This is a genomic window from Photobacterium sp. GB-72 (assembly GCF_003026095.1).
GTDB lineage: Bacteria > Pseudomonadota > Gammaproteobacteria > Enterobacterales > Vibrionaceae > Photobacterium.
In genome coordinates this window covers 104992-130576 of the sequence record NZ_PYNV01000012.1, presented here as the reverse complement: position 1 = coordinate 130576, position 25585 = coordinate 104992, and the positions used below count along the sequence as shown (strand labels likewise).

General features: G+C 38.7%; 28 protein-coding genes. 17 read left to right on the top strand and 11 right to left on the bottom strand.

All coding sequences use genetic code 11. The features are described from left to right. Nucleotides 1–82 precede the first annotated feature (82 nt). The 3 genes from C9J40_RS14365 to C9J40_RS14355 are packed head-to-tail and all read left to right on the top strand — an operon-like array spanning nt 83 to nt 2308. Nucleotides 83–325 (top strand): PepSY domain-containing protein, encoded by a 243-nt coding sequence (locus C9J40_RS14365; RefSeq protein WP_233217632.1) that lies wholly within the window; start codon nt 83–85, stop codon nt 323–325. Continuing rightward, nucleotides 322–981: a response regulator transcription factor gene (locus C9J40_RS14360; protein WP_107206922.1), complete on the top strand. Its 660-nt coding sequence runs from the start codon at nt 322–324 to the stop codon at nt 979–981. Before C9J40_RS14365 ends, C9J40_RS14360 begins: the two co-directional genes overlap by 4 nt. After that, nucleotides 971–2308 carry a sensor histidine kinase gene (locus tag C9J40_RS14355; protein WP_107206921.1) on the top strand — a complete coding sequence of 446 codons (1338 nt, stop codon included), beginning with the start codon at nt 971–973 and terminating at the stop codon, nt 2306–2308. The genes C9J40_RS14360 and C9J40_RS14355 overlap by 11 nt, the downstream gene beginning before the upstream one ends. Before the next feature lie 92 nt (nt 2309–2400). Here the strand turns inward: C9J40_RS14355 and C9J40_RS14350 are convergent, their stop codons facing one another. Continuing rightward, nucleotides 2401–2694 carry a hypothetical protein gene (locus C9J40_RS14350; protein WP_107247290.1) on the bottom strand — a complete coding sequence of 98 codons (294 nt, stop codon included), beginning with the start codon at nt 2692–2694 and terminating at the stop codon, nt 2401–2403. 245 nt (nt 2695–2939) lie between these two features. Between C9J40_RS14350 and ltaE the strand changes: the two genes are divergently transcribed. The 6 genes from ltaE (at nt 2940) to C9J40_RS14320 (ending at nt 7481) form a co-directional block, all read left to right on the top strand. Continuing rightward, nucleotides 2940–3947 carry a low-specificity L-threonine aldolase gene (gene ltaE, locus C9J40_RS14345; protein WP_107247289.1) on the top strand — a complete coding sequence of 336 codons (1008 nt, stop codon included), beginning with the start codon at nt 2940–2942 and terminating at the stop codon, nt 3945–3947. 279 nt (nt 3948–4226) lie between these two features. Next, on the top strand, nt 4227–5069 hold the full coding sequence (locus C9J40_RS14340) for an ABC transporter ATP-binding protein (RefSeq protein WP_107206918.1): 843 nt from the start codon (nt 4227–4229) through the stop codon (nt 5067–5069). After that, nucleotides 5069–6031, top strand: a complete 963-nt coding sequence (locus tag C9J40_RS14335) for an ABC transporter ATP-binding protein (RefSeq protein ID WP_107247288.1) — start codon at nt 5069–5071, stop codon at nt 6029–6031. The genes C9J40_RS14340 and C9J40_RS14335 overlap by 1 nt, the downstream gene beginning before the upstream one ends. Further along, on the top strand, nt 6028–6489 hold the full coding sequence (locus C9J40_RS14330) for a hypothetical protein (RefSeq protein ID WP_107206916.1): 462 nt from the start codon (nt 6028–6030) through the stop codon (nt 6487–6489). The genes C9J40_RS14335 and C9J40_RS14330 overlap by 4 nt, the downstream gene beginning before the upstream one ends. 212 nt (nt 6490–6701) lie before the next feature. Beyond that, nucleotides 6702–7253: a DUF2975 domain-containing protein gene (locus tag C9J40_RS14325; RefSeq protein WP_107206915.1), complete on the top strand. Its 552-nt coding sequence runs from the start codon at nt 6702–6704 to the stop codon at nt 7251–7253. 9 nt (nt 7254–7262) lie between these two features. Beyond that, on the top strand, nt 7263–7481 hold the full coding sequence (locus tag C9J40_RS14320) for a helix-turn-helix transcriptional regulator (protein ID WP_005364730.1): 219 nt from the start codon (nt 7263–7265) through the stop codon (nt 7479–7481). Between the two features lie 66 nt (nt 7482–7547). Here C9J40_RS14320 and C9J40_RS14315 read toward each other — a convergent pair whose 3' ends face one another. Then, a complete protein-coding gene (locus C9J40_RS14315) occupies nt 7548–9245 on the bottom strand; it encodes an SgrR family transcriptional regulator (RefSeq protein ID WP_107247287.1) in 1698 nt (565 codons plus the stop codon). Between the two features lie 330 nt (nt 9246–9575). Here C9J40_RS14315 and C9J40_RS14310 point away from each other — a divergent pair, with 330 nt between their 5' ends. Further along, complete coding sequence (locus C9J40_RS14310; protein ID WP_107206913.1) at nt 9576–10442, top strand: DUF2974 domain-containing protein; 867 nt, start codon at nt 9576–9578, stop codon at nt 10440–10442. Nucleotides 10443–10454: 12 nt separating this feature from the next. Here C9J40_RS14310 and C9J40_RS14305 read toward each other — a convergent pair whose 3' ends face one another. Further along, nucleotides 10455–11003, bottom strand: coding sequence for a flavodoxin family protein (locus C9J40_RS14305; protein WP_107247286.1), 549 nt, complete (start codon nt 11001–11003; stop codon nt 10455–10457). 169 nt (nt 11004–11172) lie between these two features. On the opposite strand from C9J40_RS14305, the gene C9J40_RS14300 reads away from it, so the two are divergent. Continuing rightward, entirely contained in the window at nt 11173–11676 is a 504-nt protein-coding gene (locus C9J40_RS14300) for a cyclin-dependent kinase inhibitor 3 family protein (RefSeq protein ID WP_107247285.1), read from the top strand. Between the two features lie 268 nt (nt 11677–11944). Beyond that, nucleotides 11945–12247: a hypothetical protein gene (locus tag C9J40_RS14295; RefSeq protein ID WP_233217807.1), complete on the top strand. Its 303-nt coding sequence runs from the start codon at nt 11945–11947 to the stop codon at nt 12245–12247. Between the two features lie 106 nt (nt 12248–12353). Here C9J40_RS14295 and C9J40_RS14290 read toward each other — a convergent pair whose 3' ends face one another. Together C9J40_RS14290 and cutA are read right to left on the bottom strand one after the other, a co-directional pair. Then, entirely contained in the window at nt 12354–13376 is a 1023-nt protein-coding gene (locus C9J40_RS14290) for a methylenetetrahydrofolate reductase (RefSeq protein WP_107206910.1), read from the bottom strand. Nucleotides 13377–13627: 251 nt separating this feature from the next. Further along, on the bottom strand, nt 13628–13945 hold the full coding sequence (gene cutA, locus C9J40_RS14285) for a divalent-cation tolerance protein CutA (protein WP_107247284.1): 318 nt from the start codon (nt 13943–13945) through the stop codon (nt 13628–13630). 199 nt (nt 13946–14144) lie between these two features. Here cutA and C9J40_RS14280 point away from each other — a divergent pair, with 199 nt between their 5' ends. Both C9J40_RS14280 and C9J40_RS14275 read left to right on the top strand, forming a co-directional pair. Beyond that, entirely contained in the window at nt 14145–16268 is a 2124-nt protein-coding gene (locus tag C9J40_RS14280) for a bifunctional UDP-sugar hydrolase/5'-nucleotidase (RefSeq protein ID WP_107247283.1), read from the top strand. A gap of 76 nt (nt 16269–16344) precedes the next feature. Continuing rightward, nucleotides 16345–17514 (top strand): YibE/F family protein, encoded by a 1170-nt coding sequence (locus tag C9J40_RS14275; RefSeq protein WP_107247306.1) that lies wholly within the window; start codon nt 16345–16347, stop codon nt 17512–17514. Here C9J40_RS14275 and C9J40_RS14270 read toward each other — a convergent pair. The 3 genes from C9J40_RS14270 to C9J40_RS14260 form a co-directional block, all read right to left on the bottom strand. Beyond that, complete coding sequence (locus C9J40_RS14270) at nt 17492–17938, bottom strand: GNAT family N-acetyltransferase (RefSeq protein ID WP_107206906.1); 447 nt, start codon at nt 17936–17938, stop codon at nt 17492–17494. The genes C9J40_RS14275 and C9J40_RS14270 overlap by 23 nt on opposite strands. Nucleotides 17939–18036: 98 nt before the next feature. Then, the gene (locus C9J40_RS14265; protein ID WP_107206905.1) at nt 18037–18513 is read right to left on the bottom strand and encodes a DUF3291 domain-containing protein; all 477 of its coding nucleotides are present in this window, start codon (nt 18511–18513) and stop codon (nt 18037–18039) included. Between the two features lie 305 nt (nt 18514–18818). Then, nucleotides 18819–19424 (bottom strand): glutathione S-transferase family protein, encoded by a 606-nt coding sequence (locus C9J40_RS14260; RefSeq protein WP_107247282.1) that lies wholly within the window; start codon nt 19422–19424, stop codon nt 18819–18821. A 196-nt stretch (nt 19425–19620) separates the two neighbouring features. On the opposite strand from C9J40_RS14260, the gene C9J40_RS14255 reads away from it, so the two are divergent. From C9J40_RS14255 to C9J40_RS14245, 3 genes are all read left to right on the top strand, one after another. Further along, nucleotides 19621–20484, top strand: coding sequence for a LysR family transcriptional regulator (locus C9J40_RS14255; RefSeq protein ID WP_107206903.1), 864 nt, complete (start codon nt 19621–19623; stop codon nt 20482–20484). Nucleotides 20485–20647: 163 nt separating this feature from the next. After that, on the top strand, nt 20648–21334 hold the full coding sequence (locus C9J40_RS14250; RefSeq protein WP_107206902.1) for a hypothetical protein: 687 nt from the start codon (nt 20648–20650) through the stop codon (nt 21332–21334). Nucleotides 21335–21592: 258 nt separating this feature from the next. Then, complete coding sequence (locus C9J40_RS14245) at nt 21593–22225, top strand: SDR family NAD(P)-dependent oxidoreductase (protein ID WP_107247281.1); 633 nt, start codon at nt 21593–21595, stop codon at nt 22223–22225. A 115-nt stretch (nt 22226–22340) separates the two neighbouring features. Here the strand turns inward: C9J40_RS14245 and C9J40_RS14240 are convergent, their stop codons facing one another. The 3 genes from C9J40_RS14240 to C9J40_RS14230 all read right to left on the bottom strand — a co-directional run bounded on the left by C9J40_RS14240 (nt 22341) and on the right by C9J40_RS14230 (nt 25307). Further along, nucleotides 22341–22727, bottom strand: a complete 387-nt coding sequence (locus tag C9J40_RS14240; protein WP_107247280.1) for a lysozyme inhibitor LprI family protein — start codon at nt 22725–22727, stop codon at nt 22341–22343. A gap of 307 nt (nt 22728–23034) precedes the next feature. Continuing rightward, a complete protein-coding gene (locus C9J40_RS14235; protein ID WP_107247279.1) occupies nt 23035–23250 on the bottom strand; it encodes a DUF3955 domain-containing protein in 216 nt (71 codons plus the stop codon). Nucleotides 23251–23597: 347 nt separating this feature from the next. After that, the gene (locus C9J40_RS14230) at nt 23598–25307 is read right to left on the bottom strand and encodes an NACHT domain-containing NTPase (protein WP_158259558.1); all 1710 of its coding nucleotides are present in this window, start codon (nt 25305–25307) and stop codon (nt 23598–23600) included. Nucleotides 25308–25585: the final 278 nt, after the last annotated feature.

The window sequence follows — 25585 nt, the reverse complement described above, 5'->3', positions numbered from 1 at the left end:
TATAGTCGGGCTTCTCGGATCGTTGACTTTCTGTGCATTAGCAACGCCGATAACCCACGATGAAGAGCATCACGATGATGTAATGACAGCTGTCGAGAAAGGATTAATAAAGCCTTATTCAGCCCTTCAACATAAAGTCTCTCAACAGTTATCAGCACGTATAATTAAAGTAGAGCTCAACGAAGACAATGGTGAGTGGATCTATGAACTAAAGCTTATTGATAATCAAAACAATATAATAAAAGTTGAATATCAAGCTCAATCTTTACAAATGTTAAATATCAAAGGACGACATTTAGAAAATGTCATCAGGGCTCCAAAATGAAAATTCTTGTCGTAGAAGACGAAGTAACTTTAGGCGAACAAATTATCGCTGGTTTAGAACAAAGCGGTTGGGTGGCAGAGCTTTCTTGTGATGGTATTGATGCCCTCTATCGTGCAACATCAGAACCTTGGGATGCTATTGTTTTAGATTTGGGTCTTCCTAAACTTGATGGTATTACCGTATTAAAAGGTATTCGTGAAGAAAATGTAAACTGCCCTGTCGTTATTTTAAGTGCACGTAATGAACTCACACAACGTGTCGATGGCTTAAATGCAGGCGCTGATGATTATCTAACCAAACCCTTTCAGATGGTGGAATTAGTCGCTCGTGTTAGAGCGCAACTTCGCCGTTCTACAGGTAATGCTTCTCCTGTTATTCAAGCTGGTAATTTAAGCCTTGATACACGTACTTCCAAGGTGACTTGGGAAGGTCAACTCATTGATCTTACAGCACTTGAATTCAAAGTGTTATCTTATCTTATGCATAACACTGATAAGGTTATTTCACGTACAGAATTAGTGGAACATATCTATAAGCAAGATTTTGATCGTGATTCCAACACAATTGAAGTCTTCATTGGTCGTATACGTCGAAAAATTGGCAATGATGTAATAAAAACAGTTCGCGGTCTTGGATATCGGATTAATGCGAATTAATATGCGGAAAAAAGGCCAGCCAAGTATTCGTAATCGCCTATTAAGCGCTTCTGCAATATGGCTATTAGCGATCACACTCACGGCTGGTTATCTTGTGCCAAGCTTTATTAAAAGCTACCTTATTGACCAAGAAAAAACCCAGCTTTATTTATACCTTGATCAAATTACAGCGCTTGTCGATATTGATGCGCATGGTCGTGTATTTCTTGATGGTCGATTATCAAACCCGCGATTTAACTCCCCTTATAGCGGTTTGTATTGGTCACTCAAACTCAACAAACAACATCTACGTTCACGCTCGTTATGGGACACCACCATTTCAGGGAATAGCGAAGAGGGTTTTGAAGGTCCTAATAAACAATCCTTAATCGTGGTTAAACGTAAATTCCTACTGCCTGATAGTGATTATCCAGTAGAACTATCCGTTGCCGTCAATCAGGATCGATTACTCAAGACCTTGCAACAACTAACGCGAGGTTTATGGTTAATTTTAACCATTATGGCAATTGGTATTCTCACACTTACCACGCTACAAGTCAGCTGGTCACTGTGGCCTCTACGTAAATTGCGTCGAAATTTAAAGCTAGTGCGTGAAGGACATTCTACAGAACTAACTGGATTATATCCTGTTGAAATACAACCGGTTATTGATGATTTAAATGCCTTACTCTTCCACTATCAAGAGCTACTATTACGTGCACGTAATCATTCAGGGAATTTATCTCACGCACTTAAAACACCCATCGCTATTTTGAATAATGAAGTCGCGTTACTCGATGAACCAACAAAAGCCAAGCTAGTACCCGCTCTCCAGCAGTTACAACAGCACATCGATTATCATTTAGGTCGTGCTCGTATGGCTGGCGCTGTGAATATCCTAGCGGCAAAAACCGCCGTTTCTAGTCGAGTGGATGCGATCTCCTTAGCCATGGATAAAGTCTACGCAAATCGAGAGCTGATCTTAGTTAACGAGCTTGATAGCAGTGTGATGGTTGCAGTAGAAAGCCGTGATCTTGATGAAATGATCGGTAACTTAATCGAAAACAGCTATAAATGGGCTAACTCTTTGATTCGCGTCTACCAAGAGTCGAACCAATCAGGTCAAATTACCCTTGTCATTGAAGATGACGGCATTGGTATTGCAGAAGAAAAATGCAAGCAAGTACTTCACCGTGGAGTGCGGTTAGATGAAAATACCCCTGGAACAGGGCTTGGATTAAACATCGTGAATGAACTAGCGCATAGCTATCGTGGTGATTTAATTTTAAGCAAAAGCCAGCGCGGCGGTTTGAAAGCAAGCCTCATTTTACCTAAACCTAGAAACTGAAAAAACCCTGCTAGTTACTAGCAGGGTTAAACACACTCATATCGTAAAATCACAAATTGCCCCACCAAACCATTCAACAAGATTGATGATAGTTATAAATCACGCATTAAGATTTCATAATCTTCTTGCGCCGATTCAATAAGGTGTTCGAGCTCTTTCGCGTCTTGGTTTCTAAGATCTAGTTGCCAATTGACTTTTGATTCAACTCGACAGACTAATAATGTTTTTGTTCCGGTCCTGCTAAACCATAATTGCGAGAATTCAGCTTCTTGCTCTGCATTATCCTCAAGAATATTAACGCGTAACTTACCCGTTGGGATTACGCTAATATGAGCATGCCGCTGAACTTTACCAAGTAAGGTAAAATCACGTTGTTCCACTAACATCACATCATCCTCCTAGTGTGGCCGTACTCAGAGTCTCTTCAGTAATTGCATAATAAACAACCAACTATTAAAGTGTAGATGCTTTACAGGACATGTTTTATGCGAATGCCGTATTAATATAACTATCAAATATTCTGTTTTAAACATAGTGTCATCATATGCTTAATAACAAGGATCTACGACTATAGAAACCAAATAGTACACAGTGATATAGTGAATAAAACAGAATAGGAAGTTGATAATAAATGATAGATTTTCGTTCAGATACGGTAACTCGCCCTTCTCCCGCAATGCGTCAAGCGATGTCCCAAGCACTTGTGGGTGACGATGTTTATAGCGACGATCCAACCGTTAATGATTTAGAGCTTTTTGCAGCGGAACGCCATGGATTTGAAGCCGCACTTTTTTGTAGTTCTGGCACTCAAGCTAATTTACTGGCATTAATGGCACACTGTGAACGTGGAGATGAATATTTATGTGGCCAACAGGCACATAATTATAAATTCGAAGGTGGCGGTGCAGCCGTTTTAGGTTCGATCCAACCTCAACCGATAGAAAATGCCGCTGATGGCACACTTCCTTTCGAAAAATTGATAGCAGCAATTAAACCAGACGATCCTCATTTTGCCCGCACAACACTTTTAAGCCTCGAGAATACCATCAATGGTAAAGTGTTACCGCTCACCTACCTTCAACAAGCGCGTGAATTTGTTGAACAACATAACCTAAAACTTCACCTTGATGGGGCGCGTGTTTATAACGCAGCCACCGCACTTAATGTCGATATTACAGAAATTGTTCAATATTTTGATTCTTTCACCATTTGTTTATCAAAAGGTTTAGGTGCGCCAATTGGGTCACTATTACTGGGTGATCAAGCACTAATAGCCAGAGCCCGTCGCTGGCGTAAGGTTCTTGGTGGCGGCATGCGCCAAGCAGGAATCATTGCCGCTGCGGGTAAAATTGCACTGACTGAAAATACAGGTCGTTTAGTCGATGACCATTCCAATGCTAAATACTTAGCGGAACAATTAAATACAGTGAATGGTTTTGAAGTAAACACGAGTCACGTACAAACAAATATCTTATTTGCAAAAGTCGATAGTAAGATAGATCAAACCCAATTGGCGACCACATTAAAAGCACAAAACATTTTGATCTCAACTGGAAACCCATTGCGATTTGTCACTCATTTAGACATTACAAAAGACGATATTGATATTTTTATCTCTGCATTAAAAGCCGCTGTTTGATCTTTCACCTCCCCCCCCACACAAAATTACAATGTGATCTTGTGTGGGCTTTTCTTTTTTATCTCTGTTATTGCTGCCATATGGAATCTTTTCACAAATAATAATTACTCTTGTGGTATATATTTTTGCGACACTCAACTTTTACATGATTTTTTGATACCTGCCTCACTTTCTTTAACTTGAACCTTTGCAACCCTCTTCTTGCTCCTTTAATTTGTTTAAATATTAATGATAATCACTTTCATTATCATGTAGTTTTATTTTTGCAGGGAGAGCATCATGGAACAAGCGTTTCATTCAGACCCAATACTGAAAGTACGTGATCTCGAAGTCACCTACATTACAGACAATGGCGACTTTAAAGCCGTAAAATCAGTAAATTTTGATATAGGTAAAAGTGAAATATTCGGCTTAGCGGGTGAGTCGGGATGTGGTAAAAGTACTATCGCTTTTGCTATTAATCGCTTACACAAGCCGCCAGCACTTATCACAAAAGGCAGTATTGAATACAACGGTACAAACCTTATCGCATTAACTGAACAACAAATGGGCGTTGTTCGCTGGAAAGACATTGCAATGGTATTCCAAAGTGCAATGAACTCATTAAATCCCGTACTCCCTATTCAAGAGCAATTTGCTGATGTAATGCGCCACCACCTTGGCTACAGCAATGAACAAGCAAAAGAACGTGCCGAAAAGCTGTTAGATCTGGTTAATATCCCTCGCGAGCGTTTATCCGAGTATCCACACCAATTTAGTGGTGGTATGCGTCAAAGGCTCGTTATTGCGATAGCGCTATGCCTCAACCCAAAACTCATTGTTATGGACGAACCAACCACGGCGCTTGATGTTGTTGTTCAACGTGAGATTTTGCAGCAAATATATCAACTACGTAAAGAATTCGATTTCTCTGTGTTATTTATTACTCACGATCTTGCGCTTATGAGTCAACTTTGTGATCGCATTGCCGTGATGCGATACGGTGAAATTGTTGAAGTCAATCAAGCACGTGAAATACGTAACAATCCTCAACACCCATACACCCAAAAGTTATGGGCATCATTCCCTAACATTCATGAAGACGCCCCACACGTTTCTATCTCAGCAGAGGAAATATCGTAATGGAACAACCAATTATTGAATTAAATAATGTGGTGAAAGAGTTCACTGCTGGCGGTGGTTTTGGTTCGACTGAAATCTTTCGTGCTCTCGATAATATCAGCTTTAAGCTCTATAAGGGGCGCACTTTAGCGCTCGTTGGCGAATCCGGCTGTGGTAAAAGTACCTGTGCAAAGCTCATTACTAAAGTTCACGGCGTAACGGAAGGTGAAATTTTATTTAAAGGCGATAATGTCGATACTATTCGTAAACGTAAAGATGTATTGAATTATCGCGGTAAAGTCCAAATGGTATTCCAAGACCCTTTTGGATCGTTAAATCCCACTCATACTATTCGCCATCACCTTACTCGCCCACTGTTAATTCATAAACAAGTGAAGGGTAAAGACGCAATAGAGCAGCGTTTAAATGAACTAATGGAATTGGTTGAGTTACCGATTGAAGATCTTGATAAATACCCCCATCAGCTCAGTGGTGGTCAACGTCAACGTGTGAACCTAGCGCGCGCAATTGGTGTGGGTGCTGAAATCATCCTCGCCGATGAACCCACCTCAATGCTTGATGTTTCTATTCGATTAGGTGTGTTGAACCTAATGAAAGAGATGAAAGATAAAATTGGTATTGGCTTTTTATACATTACGCATGACTTAGCTACTGCACATTATATCGCAGAAGAAACCGCTGTAATGTACCGTGGCCGTATTGTTGAATGGGGAGACACTCGCTCTATTTTACGTAGCCCACAGCATCCTTATACTAAATTATTAATCTCTGCAGTGCCCGATCCTGATCTACCCTTTAATAAACTCGTGGATTCAGAACCTGATTATTCACAGAGCGCCGATAAGATCCGTGCAATAAGTTTGAAGTCTGTTTCAGGACATCGCCAAGTTGCTGACAATCACTTTGTAGCAAACTGGGATGAATCAGAAGTCAACGCACTTAAAGAGGAAAAAATCGCATGATGACACTTCACTGCTGGTTAGAATCAGTTAAAGGGTGGTACCAACCCAACCATAACCATGATTTTTCAGAGTTGGTTACTCTCATTCAGCAAACGCCTAGCAGCATGATGGATGAATTAGACAATGAGACTGGCAGTGAAGCTCTAGCCTACTGGCTAGATGCGTGTTTTCGCTTAACTAAATATTATCAACATCAAGGCTATAACGAGCAGGCATTTGGTTACATTCAACTTTCTTATGCCAAACTTCAAGCCGTGGTATGTGATGCCAGTTATAGCGCAGAACTAAAGCGTTGGAGCTTAAAAAAGCTAGATCGAATCATTGTTGCTATGGTGGAGTTTTGCCAACATCAAACCGATCCTCAATGGCAGCAAGAAAGTGTCCAACTCATTAACCTACATGTCGCTTTTATGGAATCACAGCAGCATTTGAATTTAAAATATTCGGCAAAAAATTAAATCCCATCCGGAACCTAAAAACGAGTATATATTCACTTTCCACCTAGAAAAGTGAATATTGCTCTTTTTTTCTTTATCTATCAAAACATTACAGTCAACAATACTTTTTAACCACAAATATTTAAACAAAAAATTATCGTAAAACGATAATTTTTTATTGCTTATCTCTAGTTTAGTCTCTATCCTTGCCTCATCAACTTAAGAGGTAATACATGTCTAATATCCAAAAGCAAAGTAAAAGAGCTCGTTTACTGTTTCAACTATTTTTCGTTTTAACACCTATATTAGTTTGCTATTTTTGGCTAACCATTGATACGCCATATGCCTATTTAACGAACACTGGAATAGTACAAACATCGTATGATGATTTACACAACATTACTCAAGTGCCATTAACACTCACAACAAGACTCATCGCAACGTTAGCTAGCCTCATTTATTGCTCAATTATCATGTATGCTTTAACAAAGTTAATTAAACTCTTCCGTAATTATGAAAATAACAATATCTTTACCTTAGAAAATGCAACTATTTATCAAAAACTTGGCTATAGCATATTTTATTGGGTCGGTGGCTCAATATTCTATCAACCAATTATGACACTCATACTTAGCTTCAATAATCCACCAGGACAGAGAATGATCGCTATTAGTTTTTTGGGTATAGATTTTATCACCATTATTATGGGACTAATCGTATTGATAATTTCATGGGTAATGAAAGAAGCTTATATTCTTGCGGATGAACAAAACTTAACCATTTAAGAGCCGACGATGACAATACGTATTAACTTAGATGTCATGATGGCTAAACGCAAAATGCGATTAAAAGCATTGGCTCAAGCTATGGAGATGACAGAGGCAAACTTATCTATTCTTAAAAACGGTAAAGCGAAGGCAGTACGCTTTTCAACCTTAGATAAGTTATGTGAATTACTTGAATGCCAACCTGGTGATATTCTCGAATTTGAAGAAAATCACAACGATAATTAATCTAAATACAGTAGGCGTTATTTAACGCCTACTTCTGATTTTCACTTCAAAACTTAATGACATGACTTAGTGTCTTGGTTTTACCCACACCGATTTAAAATCAAACCAACCTAATTGATTAGACGACATCCCTTCTAATTCACCGTTACCATCAACACCTAACCACGTATGGAATAAGGGTAATACTTGACCACAATTGACCAATAAATTCTGGATCTCTTCTAATGGAAATTCAGGGGTAATATTCATCCGCCAATTATCAATAAGAGTATCAAGCTGCGTGAATGCTTGAGGTGGCATAGCGCGTTCAATTTGCTCAAAGTTATATAACCATGGCAATATCGCATCGGCTCGATCACTCCCAAGACTCATGCCATTTAACCAGAGATCTATTTTGTCGGCTTGTTTGCCTTGCATGATATCTTCAAAGGCAATTTCAATCACTTTAAGCGTAATACCGTCTTTCGCTAATATTTCAGCTATCAATTCAGCAATATAAGGATAAATAGGATGTTCTTGTTGATAGGCCAGTGTCACAGAGCGTTTAGTCGTTGGCACAACAATATCGTGTGGGTAATCCGTTGCACAAACCCATCCTGGTAATAAGCCATAGGCATTAATCATCTTAAAGTTAGAGACTTTATTAAGATCTAAATGACGCATAATACTCAAGCTGTTTAAACGAGATTGAAAATAATCTAACCAAACTTTTTGTTGAGCTAAGCCTTTATTTTTATTTAATAATAAATAATTACAGCCTTGATCTAAGCTTAGCTTATTAGATACGGTTGCACTTTGTGTCTGCGCTAACTCTAGTGATGGCTTTAAATAACAAGCAGAAAAACCCGTTAAAATCCAAATTTCCACCACGTCTGTTAAGGCACGAAAACCAAAATACATATCAAATGCTTCAAGTTTTAAACGCTGCTTATCATTAATCGTGACTTTATAAGGCCCCGTACCGACAGGAAATGCGGTTGCATCAGAGCGACGATGATCCTTTGCAGGCTGAATAACAGCACTGATATTCGCGAGTAAAGCAGGAAGGTGAAAATCATCCCGTTTTAAATACACATCTATCGTATTAGCAAAGGGCGAAATAACATCATCAATATGCTTAAACAATGCTTGCTGTTTCACTTCCTTAAACGTTTGAATAATATCATCGCTTTCAAGTAACCGCCCATCATGAAAACGGATTGCTGGACGAATATGAAAACGCCAATGTCTTACCGAGATCATTTCCCAAGCATGAGCAATATCAGGTTCAACTTCCCCTTTTTCCTCATTAAATTGGGTTAATCCACTGAAAATTTGTCTAACAAGGTGTTGTTCAGAGCGGCGAAGCGGCTTGAGAGGATTAAGATTACCGAAGCTACGGTAATAAGGTAGTCGCACAATTTGCCTGCCATGAACATGCGAAATACCCAATTGCTCATGGATCAATTGCACCAGTTTTTCAGCATTATTATCTAACACAGACAAGGCTGTTTCTAGTTTGCCATCAGTCACTAACTTACGCGCTTGCATAAATTGTAACTCACTGTCAGTGCTATTAAATATTAAGCGTGATTGCTTTCCGCGCCCAACGGCAGGTTGCCAATCGATCCAGCCTTTATCGACCATCTTATTGATGACCATGCGCACATTACGACGCGTACAAAATAGAACCTCTGAAATATCATGAAGATTAGTCTCAGTATTCCTACCTGAGTAATGGTTGTACAAACGCTGGAATTGCAATTTTAATCGTTGACCGCTCATAAAGAGGAAACCTTATTCCCTATATTGTTCTCTTTTAACTTCCTCATTTTAGCGTAAAAATATAACAGTCGATATGAAAACAGGTTTTGCTCTACTTACAGTGTGATACCTATTGAAATATTGATGAGTCTACAAAGCCATTTGTAGCTTAATGAACATTAACTTAGGCTCTTTCCCCCAAAAGAGTTTATTTACCCTGAGTGCTCATTAATTTAAGTCCGACCTAATACAGAACGTGTTAGGTTGGACTTTCCCTGTATTCTTTTATTGTCATTAGATTGATAAATACCGTGTTTATGCTGGTGATAAGTTAACTAAAAAAAGAATACGATGAATAAACTAAAACGCTATCAATATGAACAATATGCGATTTTATGTCAGCTGGCTTACCCTGATGATTTTGATCATACCCAATATGGTTTTTTACCTGAGGGCAGAGAAGAAATTGTCGATCGCTGGGGACGCACTATTATTCGTATTTTATGGGGCGAGAGTAAAGAAGTCGTCTTAGTCTTTAAAGGGTCGCAAAACATATGGGATTGGCTACTCAACCTTGCATGTTTCCCGAAAAAAATCGAATCACAACCTAAGCCATATTACGTTCATTGGGGTTATCATTATCTAATACATCAAAAAAGCATAAAACGTAACTATGCTTTTCATCAATGCCATCCAGATTTAAGCGATAGCCAAAAGCTCGATATCTTTCAAGCATCATATTTAACCTCACACCGCAATCAATCGAACTACAACGAAATCATTAAACAGATCCAAGCCGTAATAAAACCCTTAATTGAATCCGGTAAGCACATTAGCTTAACTGGTCACTCGTCTGGTGGTGCAATGGCGGTACTCAGTGCTGACTACTTACACCAATATTATCCAAATGCAATAAAGCGTGTAGTCACTTTTGGGCAGCCAGCAACAGGATTTTGGAGTTTTAAAAAACACTACCCATTGCATCAACAAACCTACCGTATCTGTTGTGATCTAGATATTGTCACCTTTCTGCCCGCGATTCCTTTTATGCATTGGCACGTTGGGCAAATGCTCTGGTTGCACAACGGTAAAATATATCAAAACATTCCCACCATCATACGATTATCACGATCAATAATAAGTTGGATCATGCGCCCTTTTAGTTATCACTTCATGCAAAAGTATATTCGTAATAAAGACTTTTTTGATAAGCGCTGATCCAACGTCAAGTTACTGAATAAAATTATAGATACGACGTGCTAAGTATTTTGCCGTATTTATATCTTTAGCATCAGGTTTACCGTCCTCAGAGGTAGCAACAACACCAGCCTGACATCCTAAGCGGTTCACTCCCAATGCGTTGAAATTTGAAGGGCTATCTATTCCCATCCAAATCATGCCATGTTGCGATGCTAATATTTGGAAATACCGTAGCGTTTCAGTTTGATCGCCATTCGGTGAGCCACCAGAAGTTATTCCTGCAGCTATTTTTCCTGATAATCTCTGATCGCACCATTGATCACTTGTCGCATCAGCAAAAGCTTTAAATTGTGCCGCGACAGATCCCATATAAGTTGGAGAGGCAAAAATAATCGCTTGGCAGTGCTGAAGTTTTTCCATTATTTCATGATTAACAAATCGCCCTTCTATAATTTCTGTTCCCGTTATCTTATGCATAATAATCTCTACAGGATCTGATACTAACTCGACACAACAAGCCTCGACTAAAGCTTCTGTGATGCCTGTATTCGAGAAATAAACAATACCTATCGCTTTCATTAAAACGTCCTTATTCAGTTCATAAATCTCAACATAGGATAAAACCTCAAGTAAACCTGAGGTCAAACATTAATGAGATTTTTTAAATCAATACATATGAATTATCATATGTGTCATAATTACCGTGTATAACTATTTAGAAATGGAAAAGACGATAAGGATATACCGCATGACACATCCAACATGGGAATTACCAATAAGCAATAAATCAGCAGGATTGGTACTAACCCCTTGTCCAGGAACAAAAGGCACGCCATTAGTTGACAGCATTGATCAACTGAAAGCAAAAGGTGTCACAATTGTTGTCACAGCATTAAGCATCAAAGAAATGGAAGCAAAGAAAGTGGGTCTGTTACCACTGGTTGTTCAGCAAGTCGGGCTTCAATGGTTCAATACCCCAATAAAAGATGATTGTGCCCCAGATGAAAGCTTTCAACCGCATTGGGATGCAATCTCCCCTGCGTTACACCAAGCATTAGATAACGGGGAAAAAGTCGCGCTACATTGTATGGGTGGCTCAGGCCGGACTGGTTTACTTGCAGCCCACTTATTATTAGAAAAAAACTGGCAATTAGAAGACATCATTAGCCAAGTTCAAGCATTAAGACCCAATGCTTTCACTAAAGAAGTGCAAGCTGAATATATTCGTGATATTGCTCTTATTAATAAGTAAAGACACCTTTTAATGGCACAGTAACGGAAGCAGAGATCATCTCTGTTTTCGTTTACTCGTTGTTTAACGTATCAGTTTCTCTTTTTACCGTTGTGTCGCATTAATCAAAGACGCAAGATCAGAATTATTCCTGATTTTTATCTGTCTCAGCTTCTCTCACACAATCACACTATAATTACATCACTATTAGCAAATATAAGCCTAGCCACTATTAATACGTCATATAGCTTAATAACGTTACCGCTTTCAAACTAGCGAAAAGGAATACATGGTGAGATCGATATTATTAGCAACATTACTCTTGTTTTCTCTCCCGTCATGGAGTGCTAGTTACTGTCTAAAAACAACCTTAGGTGACTATGTATGCCCGCCGCCTTTTGGTCATATCTACGCAGATAAACTCGGCAACCCACTATGTGGTAAAGGGCAATGCATCAAAGACCGACAAGATAACTACCAGTGTTCCAAACAAGATGGTGGCTTTGCGATAAAAAACGACCTTGGTGATATTTTATGTACCGGAGGCTGCGAACCCGCCTCAGAAAAAAATTGCCAAATACCTAAACCTTAACGCTACTCTCTCTAAAGAGAATTAAAAAAGAAACAGATACAAAAATGGCTACCGCTCTTTCAAGTCGGTAGCCATTTTTATTAACAATCTTTGTTACTAGAACACGTTAAGCAGATGCGAGTTTATTCGCGCGAGCTTTACGCTTTAACAAACGGAATTCATGCTTTGCTAAGTGGCTATCCATTGAAGAACGTAGCAACTTGTAAAGTAAGATAGAACCGTCAATTTCTTCTTTACGGTTAGTTAAGCTTTCAATGTTTAAGCCCAGTGGTAAGTCATACTCCACTACCGCATCCAAGATCTGATTTAAGCTGTTACAACACATCTTAATCGACTCATGCAGTGGGTTTTCCGCATTCAAAATACGCAAACTTGTTGCTTCAGGAACGCTTACACCTAGCCACTCAATAAACTCTAACGTTTTTGCACTACCACAAGGTGAGAAGGTTAAGATAATACGCTGCGGTTTTAAGCCTTGCTCTTTACACTCAATCGCGTAACGAGTCAGAATATCAATCGTCGCCTGAGTATCGTAAATCGCTTGAGAAATAAAGAAGTTACAACCTTGCTTATACTTTTCAATTAAACGTTCATGCTCATTACCTTTCTTAGCATGACGCTCAGCAATCATAATACCGCCGGTAAAGAAGTCATTACGGTTTTCAGCCAGCGTTTGATATGCCGTAGATAATGGCAGTGAAACATCATTTTTCGCCGATGGACTACCCACTAATACCATGTCACGTACACGGTACTCATCCCACGCTTCATTTAGCCACTCATCAAACGCTTCCGTTTCTGACTGCACCACACTCTTGTAAGTGATCACAGGACGGTCGGTTTTCTTATTTAAAAGTGATGAGTAATGACGAGGATCATGGGTCGATTTAAAAGGGAACGGACGCGGCTTATTAGTACGTGATGCTTCATCTTGAATATCGTAAACAATCAAACCATCAATCGCGAGATCACGAATACGATCAACTAAACGATCAGCAATGCCTTCAACATCTTCAATCGGTGTACTGGTTTTTGGTGGGGTTGTACCAATAAAATAAACACCGCGTGTGATGTCGTTATAACGGACACGCAGTTCAGATTCAGGGGTGGGTTGATATTGATCCGACATAAATGCTCACTTCCATGTTGTCACAGTGCTTTACCCTTAATAGATAACACCTGCTTAATTTTTATAAAGCCGTAGCAATGTCTTTTGCCACGGTTTATCTCATCCTTGTGTGTTGCCTTACCTTACCGTTCTCTTTTAAGGTGAAAATTTATGTTATTTATCAAATTAGCAACACAATATATGCTTTAGTTTTACCTAAACCCAATAGATAAATCAAAGAAAAGTCACTGTTTTTAACTTACTGGGTTAAATTAGCGACATTCTTTGTCTATCCATGAAAGATAATCACCAAAACCATTTGTTATCGGTAGTTGAATGATTTCAGGGGTTTCATAATCATGAAGCGCAACAATCGTGGCTTTAACCTCTTCAAACAATGATGTTTTGGTTTTAATGAGCACTTGCTGCTCTTGATCGCAATTCACTTCACCTTGCCAATGATAATAAGACTGAATAGGCATCACCTGTACACACGCCGCTAAACGTTGGCTAATCAGCTCATTGATAATAGTTTTCCCTACCTTGGGATCTGAAAACGTTGTTAAAACAACACAATATTGACCAGCCATACTTATTTCACCTTTCTTCATATTTTTATCTTAATAGCCTAAATCATTCAGAATAAGAATTTACAAGCAAAGTCCCATTATTTAAATCAATGACAGAAGCATCATATAACGCTGACACAACGCTTACATTCGCTTCCTATTATCGCGCCGTTTCTCCCCTACCAAGAAACTATCTTTTATTCGTTAAGGAACTCGAATAGTGCGCAAATTTAAAATTCTATCATTAAGCCTAGCTGTTTCTATTGCCCTTGTTGGCTGTAATGATGACCACCACCACCATGATGACAACAATAAAGTTATTGATGGACAAACACTGACCCACACTCCAGAAGTGGTGAGTAAAGGTGATCAACAAGTAAACAAACAAACCATCACATTGGCTGCAACGTCTGACTTACACGGTCGCCTTCGCGGCTATGACTATGCCATTGATGCTGAAGACAAACACGCAGGTTTAACCCGTATTGCTACTATCTTAGAGCAACAACGCCTTTTAGATCCTAACCTTATTCTGTTAGATATCGGTGATACGGTACAAGGCAATTCAGCACAGCTATTTAATGATATGGAAACGCATCCAATGATCGATGCCTTACAATATCTTAATTACGACTTATGGGTGCCCGGTAACCACGAATTTAACTTTGATCGCTCATTCCTTGACCGTAACTTAGAAAACTTTGATGGCGCGGTAATTTCTAGCAACATCAAATGGGAATCAAATAACGCAAACTATCTGCGTGGCTTCCAGATTTATAACGTTAACGGCTGTAAAGTAGCGGTTATTGGTTTAACCCCTTCTTATGTCCCTAACTGGGAAGCATCAGCACCCGAGCATTTCAAAGGCTTAAAGTTTGAAGACGAGCTAAATGCAACACGTGCTGTCGTTGACGATGTTATTGCTCGCCACCAGCCAGATATTATTGTTGGTGCGCTGCACTTAGGTCGAACCGATCAAGGTGTGGGCGTATACAACATTGCCGCAGAGCTGGCTGACAAGTTTGATGTGATCATGGCAGGACACGAACACGCAACTTACATTGAAACCGTGAAAAAAGGCGATCCTACCGGTAACGACATCAGTGTGAAAAGTGGCCTAGTTGAAGACAAAGCAAAATCAGGTAAATACGACGACAGTAATCGCCAAGGTTCAGTAAAAATCATTGAACCGGGTAAATGGGGTTCAGATTTAGCCATGGCGAAAATTGACGTTGAAAAAGATGCGTCAGGTAAATGGAAAATCGTTGATACCACCCTTTCTAACCTTGATACCAAAGAGATCGCAGAAAATCAGAACATGGTTGATGAATACCAAGATATTCATGATCGTTCTGTAGAAGATGCTCGTGAAACTTTGGGCAAAGTAGACGGTGACTTTGTTAACGGTGGCGGTGCTGATGAAGCAACAAACGATGACTACTTTGTTGATGACTTAGGTACGCGACTATACAGCACCATTCACAAAGCAAAAGTACAAGACAGCGCACTGATTGACTTAATTCAGTTCATTGAGCGTGAAAAATCAGGGGCGACAATTTCTGCTGCTGCGTTATTTAGCGACACTTCTAACCTACGTGATGGTCAAGACTACCAACGTAAAGACTCCGCAAACCTGTACAAATACGATAACGCACTCATTGGCGTAAACATCACAGGTGCACACCTTAAAGAGTACATGGAGTGGTCATACAACTACTTCAATACTTACAAAGAAGGTGATTTAACCGTTTCATTTAATCCAGAAGTTCAAGCGTATAACTACGACTTATTCGATGGTGCCATTGAATACACCGTTGACCTTACAAAGCCTGCAGGTGATCGTGTTGACATCACCCTTGTTGACGGCAAAGCGTTTGATCCAAATGCGACATACAAACTAGCATTAAACTCATACCGCTTTGGTACCCAAGGGGTCACTAATGGTTGGTTCACGAAAGATGATGTGTTCTACGATTCAAGTGATGCAACGGTTCCAGCAATCCGAGATATGATCACCGCTTACGTAACAGAGCATAACGGTATTAGCATCAACGATGAGCACCTAAACACCACGAATAACTGGCAAATTAAGCAGTTAGCACCGAACGGTGAAATCACAAAGAACCGTGCTAATAGCGATATCTGGGAACAGTTTACTCATCAACAACTGTGTATTCATATCAACCCAGATAACGTGAAATACCCAAGTATTAGTCATGCGCTAAACATGAACGATCCAACCAGTTATTTCGAAAACAAAGCCTATAAAGCAGACGGCAGTGCAACGAAAGAAGCACTCAACCTTGGCTGTAGCTGGACGGTTGATCCAAATAACAAAATTTAATCGTTTATAGCTTTCAACACCCTAAGCGGTAGAGACCCTCTACCGCTTTTTATCTATGACTATCTCTGTAGGCCACATGTTTCAAAAATACGTTTTCCCGATCATGATTTTTGCGCTCTCAACAGCTATTTTTCTTTACTCCCCTTTGTTGAGCCAATCTTTCCATCCAAATAAAACACAATCTCAGCATTTCGTCTCCGCAAAAGTGGAAAACATCATCGATGAAAATGTCTTTGAAGATGATTTAGCGCCTGGGATATATCGCGGTACACAACACCTAAAAATCAAAGTACTTGAAGGTGAGCATGCCAATGAAACCGTTGAAATCAATAACCCATTAAGTCGTCAACATAACGTGTTATTGGATAAAGGATCAGAATTCATATTGATGATCCGCGAAACCATTCACGGCAGCCATTTTTGGGCGTTTAACCACCAGCGTACTACTCCCATCTACACCATGGCACTGGTCTTTATTGGGCTTATTTTATTGTTTGGTGGACGCGCAGGCTTAAACGCTGTGATTTCACTGTATTTCACTGCCGCACTGATCATTGGCGTATTAATTCCAGCCATATTTGACGGAATAAACCCAGCCTTGGTCACTATCGAATTAATGGCAATAAAAATTGTCGTTAATTTCATCCTAGTTTCTGGTTATAACAAGAAAAGTCTGTGTGCGATATTAGGCACCTTAGTTGGCGTTATCATGGCGGGTATTTTTGCTCAAACCTTTGGCGAATGGGCACACCTATCAGGTATTTACTTAGATAAAGGTGAGGATGTCATTTACCTTGCCACAGAAAATCCTATTCAAGTGCGTTGGCTGATGTTTGTTACCATTATGATTGCCGCGCTAGGCGCCGTGATGGACGTTGCCATTTCAATTGCTTCATCGTATCAAGAGCTACAACAAGCCAATCCTAAACTCACTCCCAAGCAATTGATGCTTGCCAGCATGAACATAGGCAAAGACATCATGGGAACCATGACAAACACGTTAATTTTAGCGTTTGCAGGTAGCTCGCTCACCACCATCATGATGGTCTGGGGTCTTTCAATGCCTGTTGAACAGTTTATGAATACCCCAGTGATCGCGTTAAGCATTATTCACGGTTTGGCAGGCAGTATCGGTATTGTGCTTACCATTCCATTTACAGCCTTTATTGCTAGTAAGATCTTTAACCATCAAACTAATGAAAAACCAGAAATCAACGCTAACGTTAACAATGCTTTAGATAAGTAAAAAACTCAGTGTCTTTTTCGTAGTGATTTTTTTCATATAAGTTCTGTGCTTTTAAATTATCGATAGCAGTACTTAACATAATGAAAGAGGCCTGAGTTTCTTTCGCTAACTGATCAGCGCGATCAAGCAGCAACTGCGCAACCCCATGTTGGCGAGCAGATTCGGTTACAAACAGATCATAAAGCAACCAAGTACGATTCATTTCAAGCGAGCAAAACAGCGGATATAATTGAGTAAAACCAACATATTGCCCTTGTTCATCAACCACAAAGTAGATAACCGACTCTTTATTTCCTAAGCGTTGTTGCAGGTATTGAAGTGGGTTTTTCTCGCTATAATCTACTTCATAAAACGTCAGATATGCCTCATACAAAGGCGTAACGTGAGTTAAATCATCAAGGGTGGCTTCTTTAACAGTAAACATGACATACACCTTTTTTGGCTTAGATTGTTCTACCATTAATACCAATCATAGCCGCCAACTGACAAACAAACTGAGATTGAATTTTTAATACCCGCCACTCATCGATTACTTATAATCAGCTCATCCAGCAACAATAAGTCATCTGGCGTAAAACGGGATTTAAATGAAAAGGCATAAGGCGTTTCGCCATGTTCACGCAAATGCTCAAGTCGCGACACAGCGTGTTGTGGCGTGGGGATCTCATCATCTTCAACCCACCATAAAACATAATTAGCTTCCGTTAAGCCATGGAACCATTCACTTTTACGGCGCATAAAATCTTTATGATGCGTGCGGAACATAAAGTTTTTAAGATCATCCACCGAGTCCCAAATCGACATATTGACGATGATAGAAGGATCATCAAATAGCTGAATTTTCGTCGCATCACCAGATTCATCTTTTAAGCGCCATACAAAGCCATCACAGCTTTCAGCTATCGCATTCACCTTATCTAAGTTATCAACAAAGTCTTTAATCTCAGGTGCATCTAATGGGTATTTTGCCTTTGCGATATTGAATTGTGCCAGCTTCATGATTCGTCATTCTCCTTTTTCAAAAAAGTCGGATAATAAACTACGCTCATATTTGATAATGCGATCTATTGCTTTGCAAATTTATCCCTTCCATACGGTTCATAAGCAGTGAGGCTCTTAGAACTGCAAAAGCTAAGGCAGTGTTATTCGACCCTCAGATGGAAGAAAATAGCCGTGATGTTTTCCGCTGATCTTTTCCAATAAAGGCAACCACTTGCGTCGATGAAATTCAAATACACCTCTTTATCCGGTCAATAACGTATCTGACATAACAAGTGACATACCTTTATCCCTCTAATTACACATTACACCGCTTCTTTCAGATCGACACTGGCATGTAACTGCCCGACCGCTTTTAACCAACGCTTAATGTGTGGGTAGTCGCGTAAATCATAACCACCGTCATCAGCTACATGGGTGTAAGCATATAATGCAAAATCCGCTATCGTGACGCTGTCACCTACCAAGAAGTTTGATTTCGACAATTGCTGCTCCATCACATCGAGGGCTTTATAGCCTTTTGCATGTAACGCTTCATACTGTTCAACTCTGTCTGCTGGCATACCCAAATAAACTTGAATGTAACGTGCTACCGCAATATAAGGTTCATGCGAATACTGCTCGAAGAACAACCATTGATAGACTTTAGCTTTTAGAAAATTGTCTTGGGGTAAATATTCAGAGCCTTCTGCGAAATAACTCAAAATCGCATTCGACTCATACAGCACTCGGCCATCATCCAACACCACAACAGGGATTTTTCCATTAGGATTCAACGCTAAAAATTCAGGCGTATGGGTTTCGTTCTCCAAAATATTAATATGCTGCCACTGATGCTCAATCCCTAGCAGTGACAAAATCAACTTCACTTTCAAACAATTTCCCGACTGTAAATCGCCATAAACAACCATAACCACTCCTTGTATTGTCTGGGTTTGAACTGAAAGCAATTTATCGCCCTCACTGATAAAGTTAACTGTAATCAGCAAAGCACGATTCGACTATCGTAAAATACGAATACCAACTATCAATAATATTGAAGTATTTACCGCTTGTTATGGAAGTGATTTAACGCTATGTTTTTATTGCTAAATAGAGGGATATCATATGGATATTGATGCATTAAGAAGCTTTTTAGCTTTCGTAGAAACTGGCAGTTTCACCCGCGTAGCCAAGCAAAGCTTTCGATCTCAATCTGCCATAAGCATGCAGATGAAAAAGCTTGAAGATGAACTCAATACTCAGCTATTTACTAAAGATGGTCGAATGCTGGTATTAACAGAAGATGGGCAACGCTTAGCAACGCATGCCACCCAAATTATCGCAACCCACGATGAAGCCTTGCTAGAACTTAAAAACAAGTTACCGCAACAAACCATCCACCTTGGTTGTCCTGATGATTATGCGGAGTCTATCTTGCCCTACATTGTGGCTTTACTCCGTGAAGAACACCCACACATTAGCCTGCAAATCACTTGTGCGCCAAGCGTATATTTAAAAGGTTTACTTGACAGTAATCGACTTGATCTTGCTATTGTTACCCGTTCACCTACCTCACAAGAAGGCTATTTTCTCCAAACCGACAAAGGTATATGGGTTGGCTCGCCACATCACGACATTGTTAACCTGCAACCCTTACCAATTGTATTATTCCAACGCGACTGTAAATTCCACGATGCCGCCATTGAAGGCTTCATAAAACGTAACCGCCATTATCAGCTCGTCAGTTGTTGCAGCAGTGCAACGGCAAACAAAGGCTTAGTAAGACAAGGCTTGGCAATTTCTGCGATGGCGAAATGCAGCATGCCGAATGATCTGATCGAGCTAACCGCCCCGCACCTGCCTAGCTTACCTGTGGTTGATATAGTGTTATCACTGCCGAGTAAGCCACACCTTTTACTTTCACCTGAAAGTATCAACCGCATGATTGATCGCTACCAGTGTGAACAATTTGCGACAGAAAAGTGCTAAATACCGAGTGCCTATTACATAAGAAACGATGATCTTTAATTGAATAACAGTATTACTTTCAAGACAATCAAATCAAAAAGCTTTAGCTAATCTCAAAAGTACGATTACTTAGATACTGACTTTTTTGTTGGGATCTTTCATACATAAACAATAGGAATATGCTATGAAAAAATGGAGTCTTTTAGCTTTAGCATCGGCTTTATTGCTGGGGTGTGGTTCTAATGATGCTGAAGATGCGATTGTAGAAACCGTTGGGCTAAATATCGATAGCTTATCGAGCCAACAAAAACAAAATTATGCCCAGATCTCAACTGACATTAATACATTGATTATTTATATTGGTGGCCAATGTTTGACGGCTGAATCAAACAAAAATCCTAGCCTGACGCTGACAGGCTTTACCTGTAACATCGCCGATCATAAAGACGCAGTAAGCCAAACTCAGTTTTCTAGCATTTCGTTGATCAGTGGCGTGCTTGATATTACCCGTTCTAGTGAAACCGACTTCAAAATTCAAACCAAAGATAACGTCAAGTTTCATGCTGCTAGCATTAGCGATGGCACATTAAATTATCGCCTTGTTGATGATAACGCGATTCACTTTATTGTGAATGAAACAGGATCAGATAGCGCATCGTTCAGAGGCTTCTTCCGTGACGATAAAACCGTAGATGTCACCTATTGGACGGCAGAATCATTAGGTACCACCCCATTTGATTATGATGAAGATACCAATAGCCAACATAGCTGGCTGGCAAACGGCACAGCGAAAATTACAGGGAAAGACGATAAAACCTTTAACTGGGGAACCAGTGCCACTGGTGAGGTAGAGCTACCGCTAACAGAATAATATTGAGCGGCTAAGCCGAAAACTCAAACGCCCTGTTTGACAACAAAGAGAGTTAAACAAGCGCACTAAGCGACTTCTTGAAACAAAAGCCAGTATATAAATCAAAGTGTTGTCATCACTAAGATGGCAACGTTTTTTCATTTACGCAATTCTCTAAGTCGACTAATAACAAACAGATAATCAACCAAACTAATGACTCCACCATTAGAATAATGCAAACTATTATCATTACTGTTATTTGAGATGGATTTTTACGTAATGAATATTGCAATTTGGGGTGCTTCAACTGGATTAGGCGCAGCAATGGTAGATTACTTTTATGCTCAAGGTATGAACGTTATCGCCATTGCACGTAACCCGAATAAAAATACCAAGCTTGCCGAGCACAACATACCGTCCCTTTGTTGTGATGCAACAGATAAACAACAAGTTGAAGCGGCTGTATCAGCACTACCCGACAACACTTTTAATATCTCGACAATGGGCAGTTTTCGCTCTGATACACCCGTCGATTACATTGGTCACCGCTACTTAACAAATGCATTAGAACAAAGCACTTCACAACACTTATTGTTAATTACTTCACTGGGTTGTGGTGATAGTTGGCAATACCTTTCAGACCGTGCAAAAGCAGGGTTTGGCAGCGCAGTACGTGAAAAAACACTCGCTGAAGCTTGGCTACAAAGCAGCAGTTTGAATTACACGATTCTACGACCTGGCGGACTGAAAGATGGCGAGCCAACCCAGCTAGGTGAGTTATCACAACATAAAGAAGTGCATGGCGCGATCACTCGGGGAGAAGTCGCACGATTAAGCCATGAATTGCTGTTAAGAAATGATGCTAATGGTCAGATTTTCCAGTGTATTGATCCAAGCATCGCCCCTTATTAACCACCGCGTTATTAGCAAATAAGAATTAGAAAGAATAGATAAAAAAGCCCGATTTAAAAAATCGGGCTTTTTTATAACATTATAGAAAGACGTTGCAGCCCCTTTCATGCTTACACTACCAACCCTCATTTAGCTCTTTCGTGCGCTGGATAGTTTCTGTAATTAGGCAGTCGTGTAAATCCTCTAATCCACCAGAGCCACTTTCACTATGATAAAACATGCCACACTTAGCATCTCTGTATTGAATCCATAATCGTTGGGTTTTTCTTAGATCTTCTTTACGAAAATCTTGGATTCTCGCCATGTATTGCTTATAAGCCGTATTGAGCAATTTATCCCTTTTCGATAATTCCTCGTTCATACATTTAACAACGGCTGGGCTATAGGCTCCTAACGTATCAATGCACTGATCAAACTCTTTACTGTAATCGGCAAACGCAGATTTAAAGAAGGTTGGCAAAATGAAAGCCGCAACCATTGGGTAATAAAACCGTTTTTTCATCATACATCCTTGTTCATCCCCATCACTAACCACAATCTTAACTAACTGAATATTAGATAGTAAATGGTTTTATCCAAAAACATTACAAGCTACAGATCTGGTATCACAATAATGACTATCGTGACAAAACAGCCAGTGACAGTGAATGACTCGGCATTTGTCGTGATGTAGTGCTTACTTGTAGTATGGAAAATTATCGTTATTACCCGTTCGAGTCACGTTAAGGTTTAATACCTACTTCATTTGCACACAAAAGATAATAAAAAAGCGATGCCGTATAAATTACAGCGTCGCTTTTATTTGAGCCTTATACCTTACCTCGTTTTCTATGTTTTACGGCGGTATAAATTAAGCTCACCAATGCCAATAATTGAAACAGCCAAAACAGAGGAATAAAACCAAATGATTCGATTAACACGCCATTGTCATCGACATAAGAACCTTTATAGACGTATATAGCCAGACATCCCCATCCGATAAGACTCAAGAGGATAGTGACTGTGTATCTACTGATTAATTTCATCTGAGGCTACCTTTAATATTCACTCAAGAGAAACCCAATGTGGATTATGCATACCTTATCCAATCTACTTTAAAAAGTATGCTAACTCAGCCTCGAAAGAATCGTTTGGTGATCACACACAGCAGCAAGTGACAATGAATTACTCGGCATTTATCGTGATTAAGCACTTACTTGTGGTATGGAAAGTTATCGTTATTACCCGTTGGAGTCACGTTAAGGTTGAAAACCCACTTCATTTGGAACACTAATGTCAATGGTGAGCTCGGATTACCTCTAGCCGAATAGGTAATGAAGATAGAATTCAATAATTGAATACAAAAATTACCTATTCGAAATAGTTTATAATTCTAGAATGTTATTTCTAAAATACTTTCATCCAATTTTTTATGATCCTCTATTAATCTTTCAAGTATACTATTGTTTTCTATATTTAATAATTCTACTTTAGAGCATATAAGTTCATATAAATTTTTAATTTCAATTATTTTTATATCTCTACTAGCTTTAAAATTTTCATTATCGATTTGATCTTGATAGTCAAAAACCAAATTAGGAATTTCCCAGTCATTAGTTATTTCATCACCTAATACACCTGAAACTTTAACAGTACAAATTCTTAATTGACCATTAAAGCATTCGATATCTAAAGTTATATCATTTCCCATTTTCTCATAATTATAGCTATTACCATCCCATTTAAAATACTCATTCCATTTAATTCTATAAGGAATCTCAAATTCTTTTTGATAGAATGTTTCATCTATATCTTTTAGGTATTTCAATACATCTTTGTATTTAGAATATTTTACAAACACTGATTTATAAAATCGCTTTTTTAAATCTACGTCAGCATCTTTTATATAACGAGCTGAATGATATTCCATTATACTTTTATGAATGAAATGAAATTGATTATTTTCATCTAAAAGTAAACAGGTATTTTTAACACAATCTCTTATAAAATTCGTTTCAGAGCATGGGCTTATATTAGTTAATTTGGAAGCTTTATCTGTAAATTCTACTGACTCAAGACGTGATAATATCGAACTATTATTAACCATGCATTGAAAACAAAATGCATGAAATAATTTTTCCAATTGATTTTCGTTGAGTTTTGATGAATATTCCCTAATAAAACCAGGCTTAGTTGAGTCATGTCTAGAAACTAACAAATGAAACAATCCATTATAAAAGTCACTAAGTGACTCTGGAATTTTATTATAACCTTTGTAAGTAATACATAATAATGTCAAGAGTAATGGTGTTTTAATTAAATTAGCTATATCAGTAGTACTTTTATGAATAGATGTTATAATTTCATCAACCTTACCTTCATCGTTAAAAAAAAACTTATTCAAAATAGGTCTAAAATCAGATGGATTTATTTCTGCTAATTTATACACGGTAAATAGTGTTGATTTTTGAATTTCAGAGCTTGGTCTTGATGATATAACAACCTGCAAATCATGGTATTTACTTGCTAGAGACTCAATAAAAGTAATAGTTTCTTTTATATTATTAAGTGGTATTTCATCAAACGCATCTAATAATAACGTAATTTTTCCTGAAGAAAACAAGTAATGAAGCTGATGTATTTCAACGTTTATTCCAAGATCGATTAGTGAATCACAAATTAAATCTTCAATCGTTTTTTTGTCAGAAACTTTTCGTAACTCTATAAAAAGAGGAATATTACTTCCATACTTCAGTTCATAGCCAGTAAGGTATCTTAAAAAAATAGATTTCCCTTGCCCTGCGGTCCCCTCAATAACGCATTTTGATATACTTGGTATACTCGATAGACGATCTATCTTAATTTTTTCACCGCCAACAATTATTTTCGATGGAAAATAAAATTCATTTAAATTTACAGCTTTATCTATTTGCCAAATTGTTTTTACATTTTCGACAAGAATTGCATTTCTATATGCATTTGGAATATCGATCTTTAATTTCTTAAAGTGACTAGTCTTACTTTTAATAGCACTCAATAATTCAGTAAAAGATACCTCAAATGCCTTAGTCACTCCAGCAGAAAGCAACGCCTCGTTTATCATAATATTCAATCCTTTCCCAATATTTTTAATTTTGACATATGTTATGCATGAGACGCCATACATTGGTGTTTTACAGTAGCTTATTTACTTTTTAAACACGCTCTTCATCTTATGACAAAACTGTTTTCATAGATAATTAACCATCAGATTTTTAACTTTTCTCGCTAGATAAATAAAACAGTTAACACCACAAACTTAAACTTTTCCATGTTTTACATTTAATTACAAGGAATAACTAACAATTTTTCGACTTAAAACCACCTTTAAAAAGCGCCAGT

What these genes read in the sequence shown, in the direction of transcription:
- C9J40_RS14365 (WP_233217632.1), top strand. Translation starts at nt 83, where the DNA reads ATGACAGCTGTCGAGAAAGGATTAATAAAGCCTTATTCAGCCCTTCAA.
- C9J40_RS14360 (WP_107206922.1), top strand. Translation starts at nt 322, where the DNA reads ATGAAAATTCTTGTCGTAGAAGACGAAGTAACTTTAGGCGAACAAATT.
- C9J40_RS14355 (WP_107206921.1), top strand. Translation starts at nt 971, where the DNA reads ATGCGAATTAATATGCGGAAAAAAGGCCAGCCAAGTATTCGTAATCGC.
- C9J40_RS14350 (WP_107247290.1), bottom strand. Translation starts at nt 2,694, where the DNA reads ATGTTAGTGGAACAACGTGATTTTACCTTACTTGGTAAAGTTCAGCGG.
- ltaE (WP_107247289.1), top strand. Translation starts at nt 2,940, where the DNA reads ATGATAGATTTTCGTTCAGATACGGTAACTCGCCCTTCTCCCGCAATG.
- C9J40_RS14340 (WP_107206918.1), top strand. Translation starts at nt 4,227, where the DNA reads ATGGAACAAGCGTTTCATTCAGACCCAATACTGAAAGTACGTGATCTC.
- C9J40_RS14335 (WP_107247288.1), top strand. Translation starts at nt 5,069, where the DNA reads ATGGAACAACCAATTATTGAATTAAATAATGTGGTGAAAGAGTTCACT.
- C9J40_RS14330 (WP_107206916.1), top strand. Translation starts at nt 6,028, where the DNA reads ATGATGACACTTCACTGCTGGTTAGAATCAGTTAAAGGGTGGTACCAA.
- C9J40_RS14325 (WP_107206915.1), top strand. Translation starts at nt 6,702, where the DNA reads ATGTCTAATATCCAAAAGCAAAGTAAAAGAGCTCGTTTACTGTTTCAA.
- C9J40_RS14320 (WP_005364730.1), top strand. Translation starts at nt 7,263, where the DNA reads ATGACAATACGTATTAACTTAGATGTCATGATGGCTAAACGCAAAATG.
- C9J40_RS14315 (WP_107247287.1), bottom strand. Translation starts at nt 9,245, where the DNA reads ATGAGCGGTCAACGATTAAAATTGCAATTCCAGCGTTTGTACAACCAT.
- C9J40_RS14310 (WP_107206913.1), top strand. Translation starts at nt 9,576, where the DNA reads ATGAATAAACTAAAACGCTATCAATATGAACAATATGCGATTTTATGT.
- C9J40_RS14305 (WP_107247286.1), bottom strand. Translation starts at nt 11,003, where the DNA reads ATGAAAGCGATAGGTATTGTTTATTTCTCGAATACAGGCATCACAGAA.
- C9J40_RS14300 (WP_107247285.1), top strand. Translation starts at nt 11,173, where the DNA reads ATGACACATCCAACATGGGAATTACCAATAAGCAATAAATCAGCAGGA.
- C9J40_RS14295 (WP_233217807.1), top strand. Translation starts at nt 11,945, where the DNA reads ATGGTGAGATCGATATTATTAGCAACATTACTCTTGTTTTCTCTCCCG.
- C9J40_RS14290 (WP_107206910.1), bottom strand. Translation starts at nt 13,376, where the DNA reads ATGTCGGATCAATATCAACCCACCCCTGAATCTGAACTGCGTGTCCGT.
- cutA (WP_107247284.1), bottom strand. Translation starts at nt 13,945, where the DNA reads ATGGCTGGTCAATATTGTGTTGTTTTAACAACGTTTTCAGATCCCAAG.
- C9J40_RS14275 (WP_107247306.1), top strand. Translation starts at nt 16,345, where the DNA reads ATGTTTCAAAAATACGTTTTCCCGATCATGATTTTTGCGCTCTCAACA.
- C9J40_RS14270 (WP_107206906.1), bottom strand. Translation starts at nt 17,938, where the DNA reads ATGTTTACTGTTAAAGAAGCCACCCTTGATGATTTAACTCACGTTACG.
- C9J40_RS14265 (WP_107206905.1), bottom strand. Translation starts at nt 18,513, where the DNA reads ATGAAGCTGGCACAATTCAATATCGCAAAGGCAAAATACCCATTAGAT.
- C9J40_RS14260 (WP_107247282.1), bottom strand. Translation starts at nt 19,424, where the DNA reads ATGGTTGTTTATGGCGATTTACAGTCGGGAAATTGTTTGAAAGTGAAG.
- C9J40_RS14255 (WP_107206903.1), top strand. Translation starts at nt 19,621, where the DNA reads ATGGATATTGATGCATTAAGAAGCTTTTTAGCTTTCGTAGAAACTGGC.
- C9J40_RS14250 (WP_107206902.1), top strand. Translation starts at nt 20,648, where the DNA reads ATGAAAAAATGGAGTCTTTTAGCTTTAGCATCGGCTTTATTGCTGGGG.
- C9J40_RS14245 (WP_107247281.1), top strand. Translation starts at nt 21,593, where the DNA reads ATGAATATTGCAATTTGGGGTGCTTCAACTGGATTAGGCGCAGCAATG.
- C9J40_RS14240 (WP_107247280.1), bottom strand. Translation starts at nt 22,727, where the DNA reads ATGAAAAAACGGTTTTATTACCCAATGGTTGCGGCTTTCATTTTGCCA.
- C9J40_RS14235 (WP_107247279.1), bottom strand. Translation starts at nt 23,250, where the DNA reads ATGAAATTAATCAGTAGATACACAGTCACTATCCTCTTGAGTCTTATC.
- C9J40_RS14230 (WP_158259558.1), bottom strand. Translation starts at nt 25,307, where the DNA reads ATGATAAACGAGGCGTTGCTTTCTGCTGGAGTGACTAAGGCATTTGAG.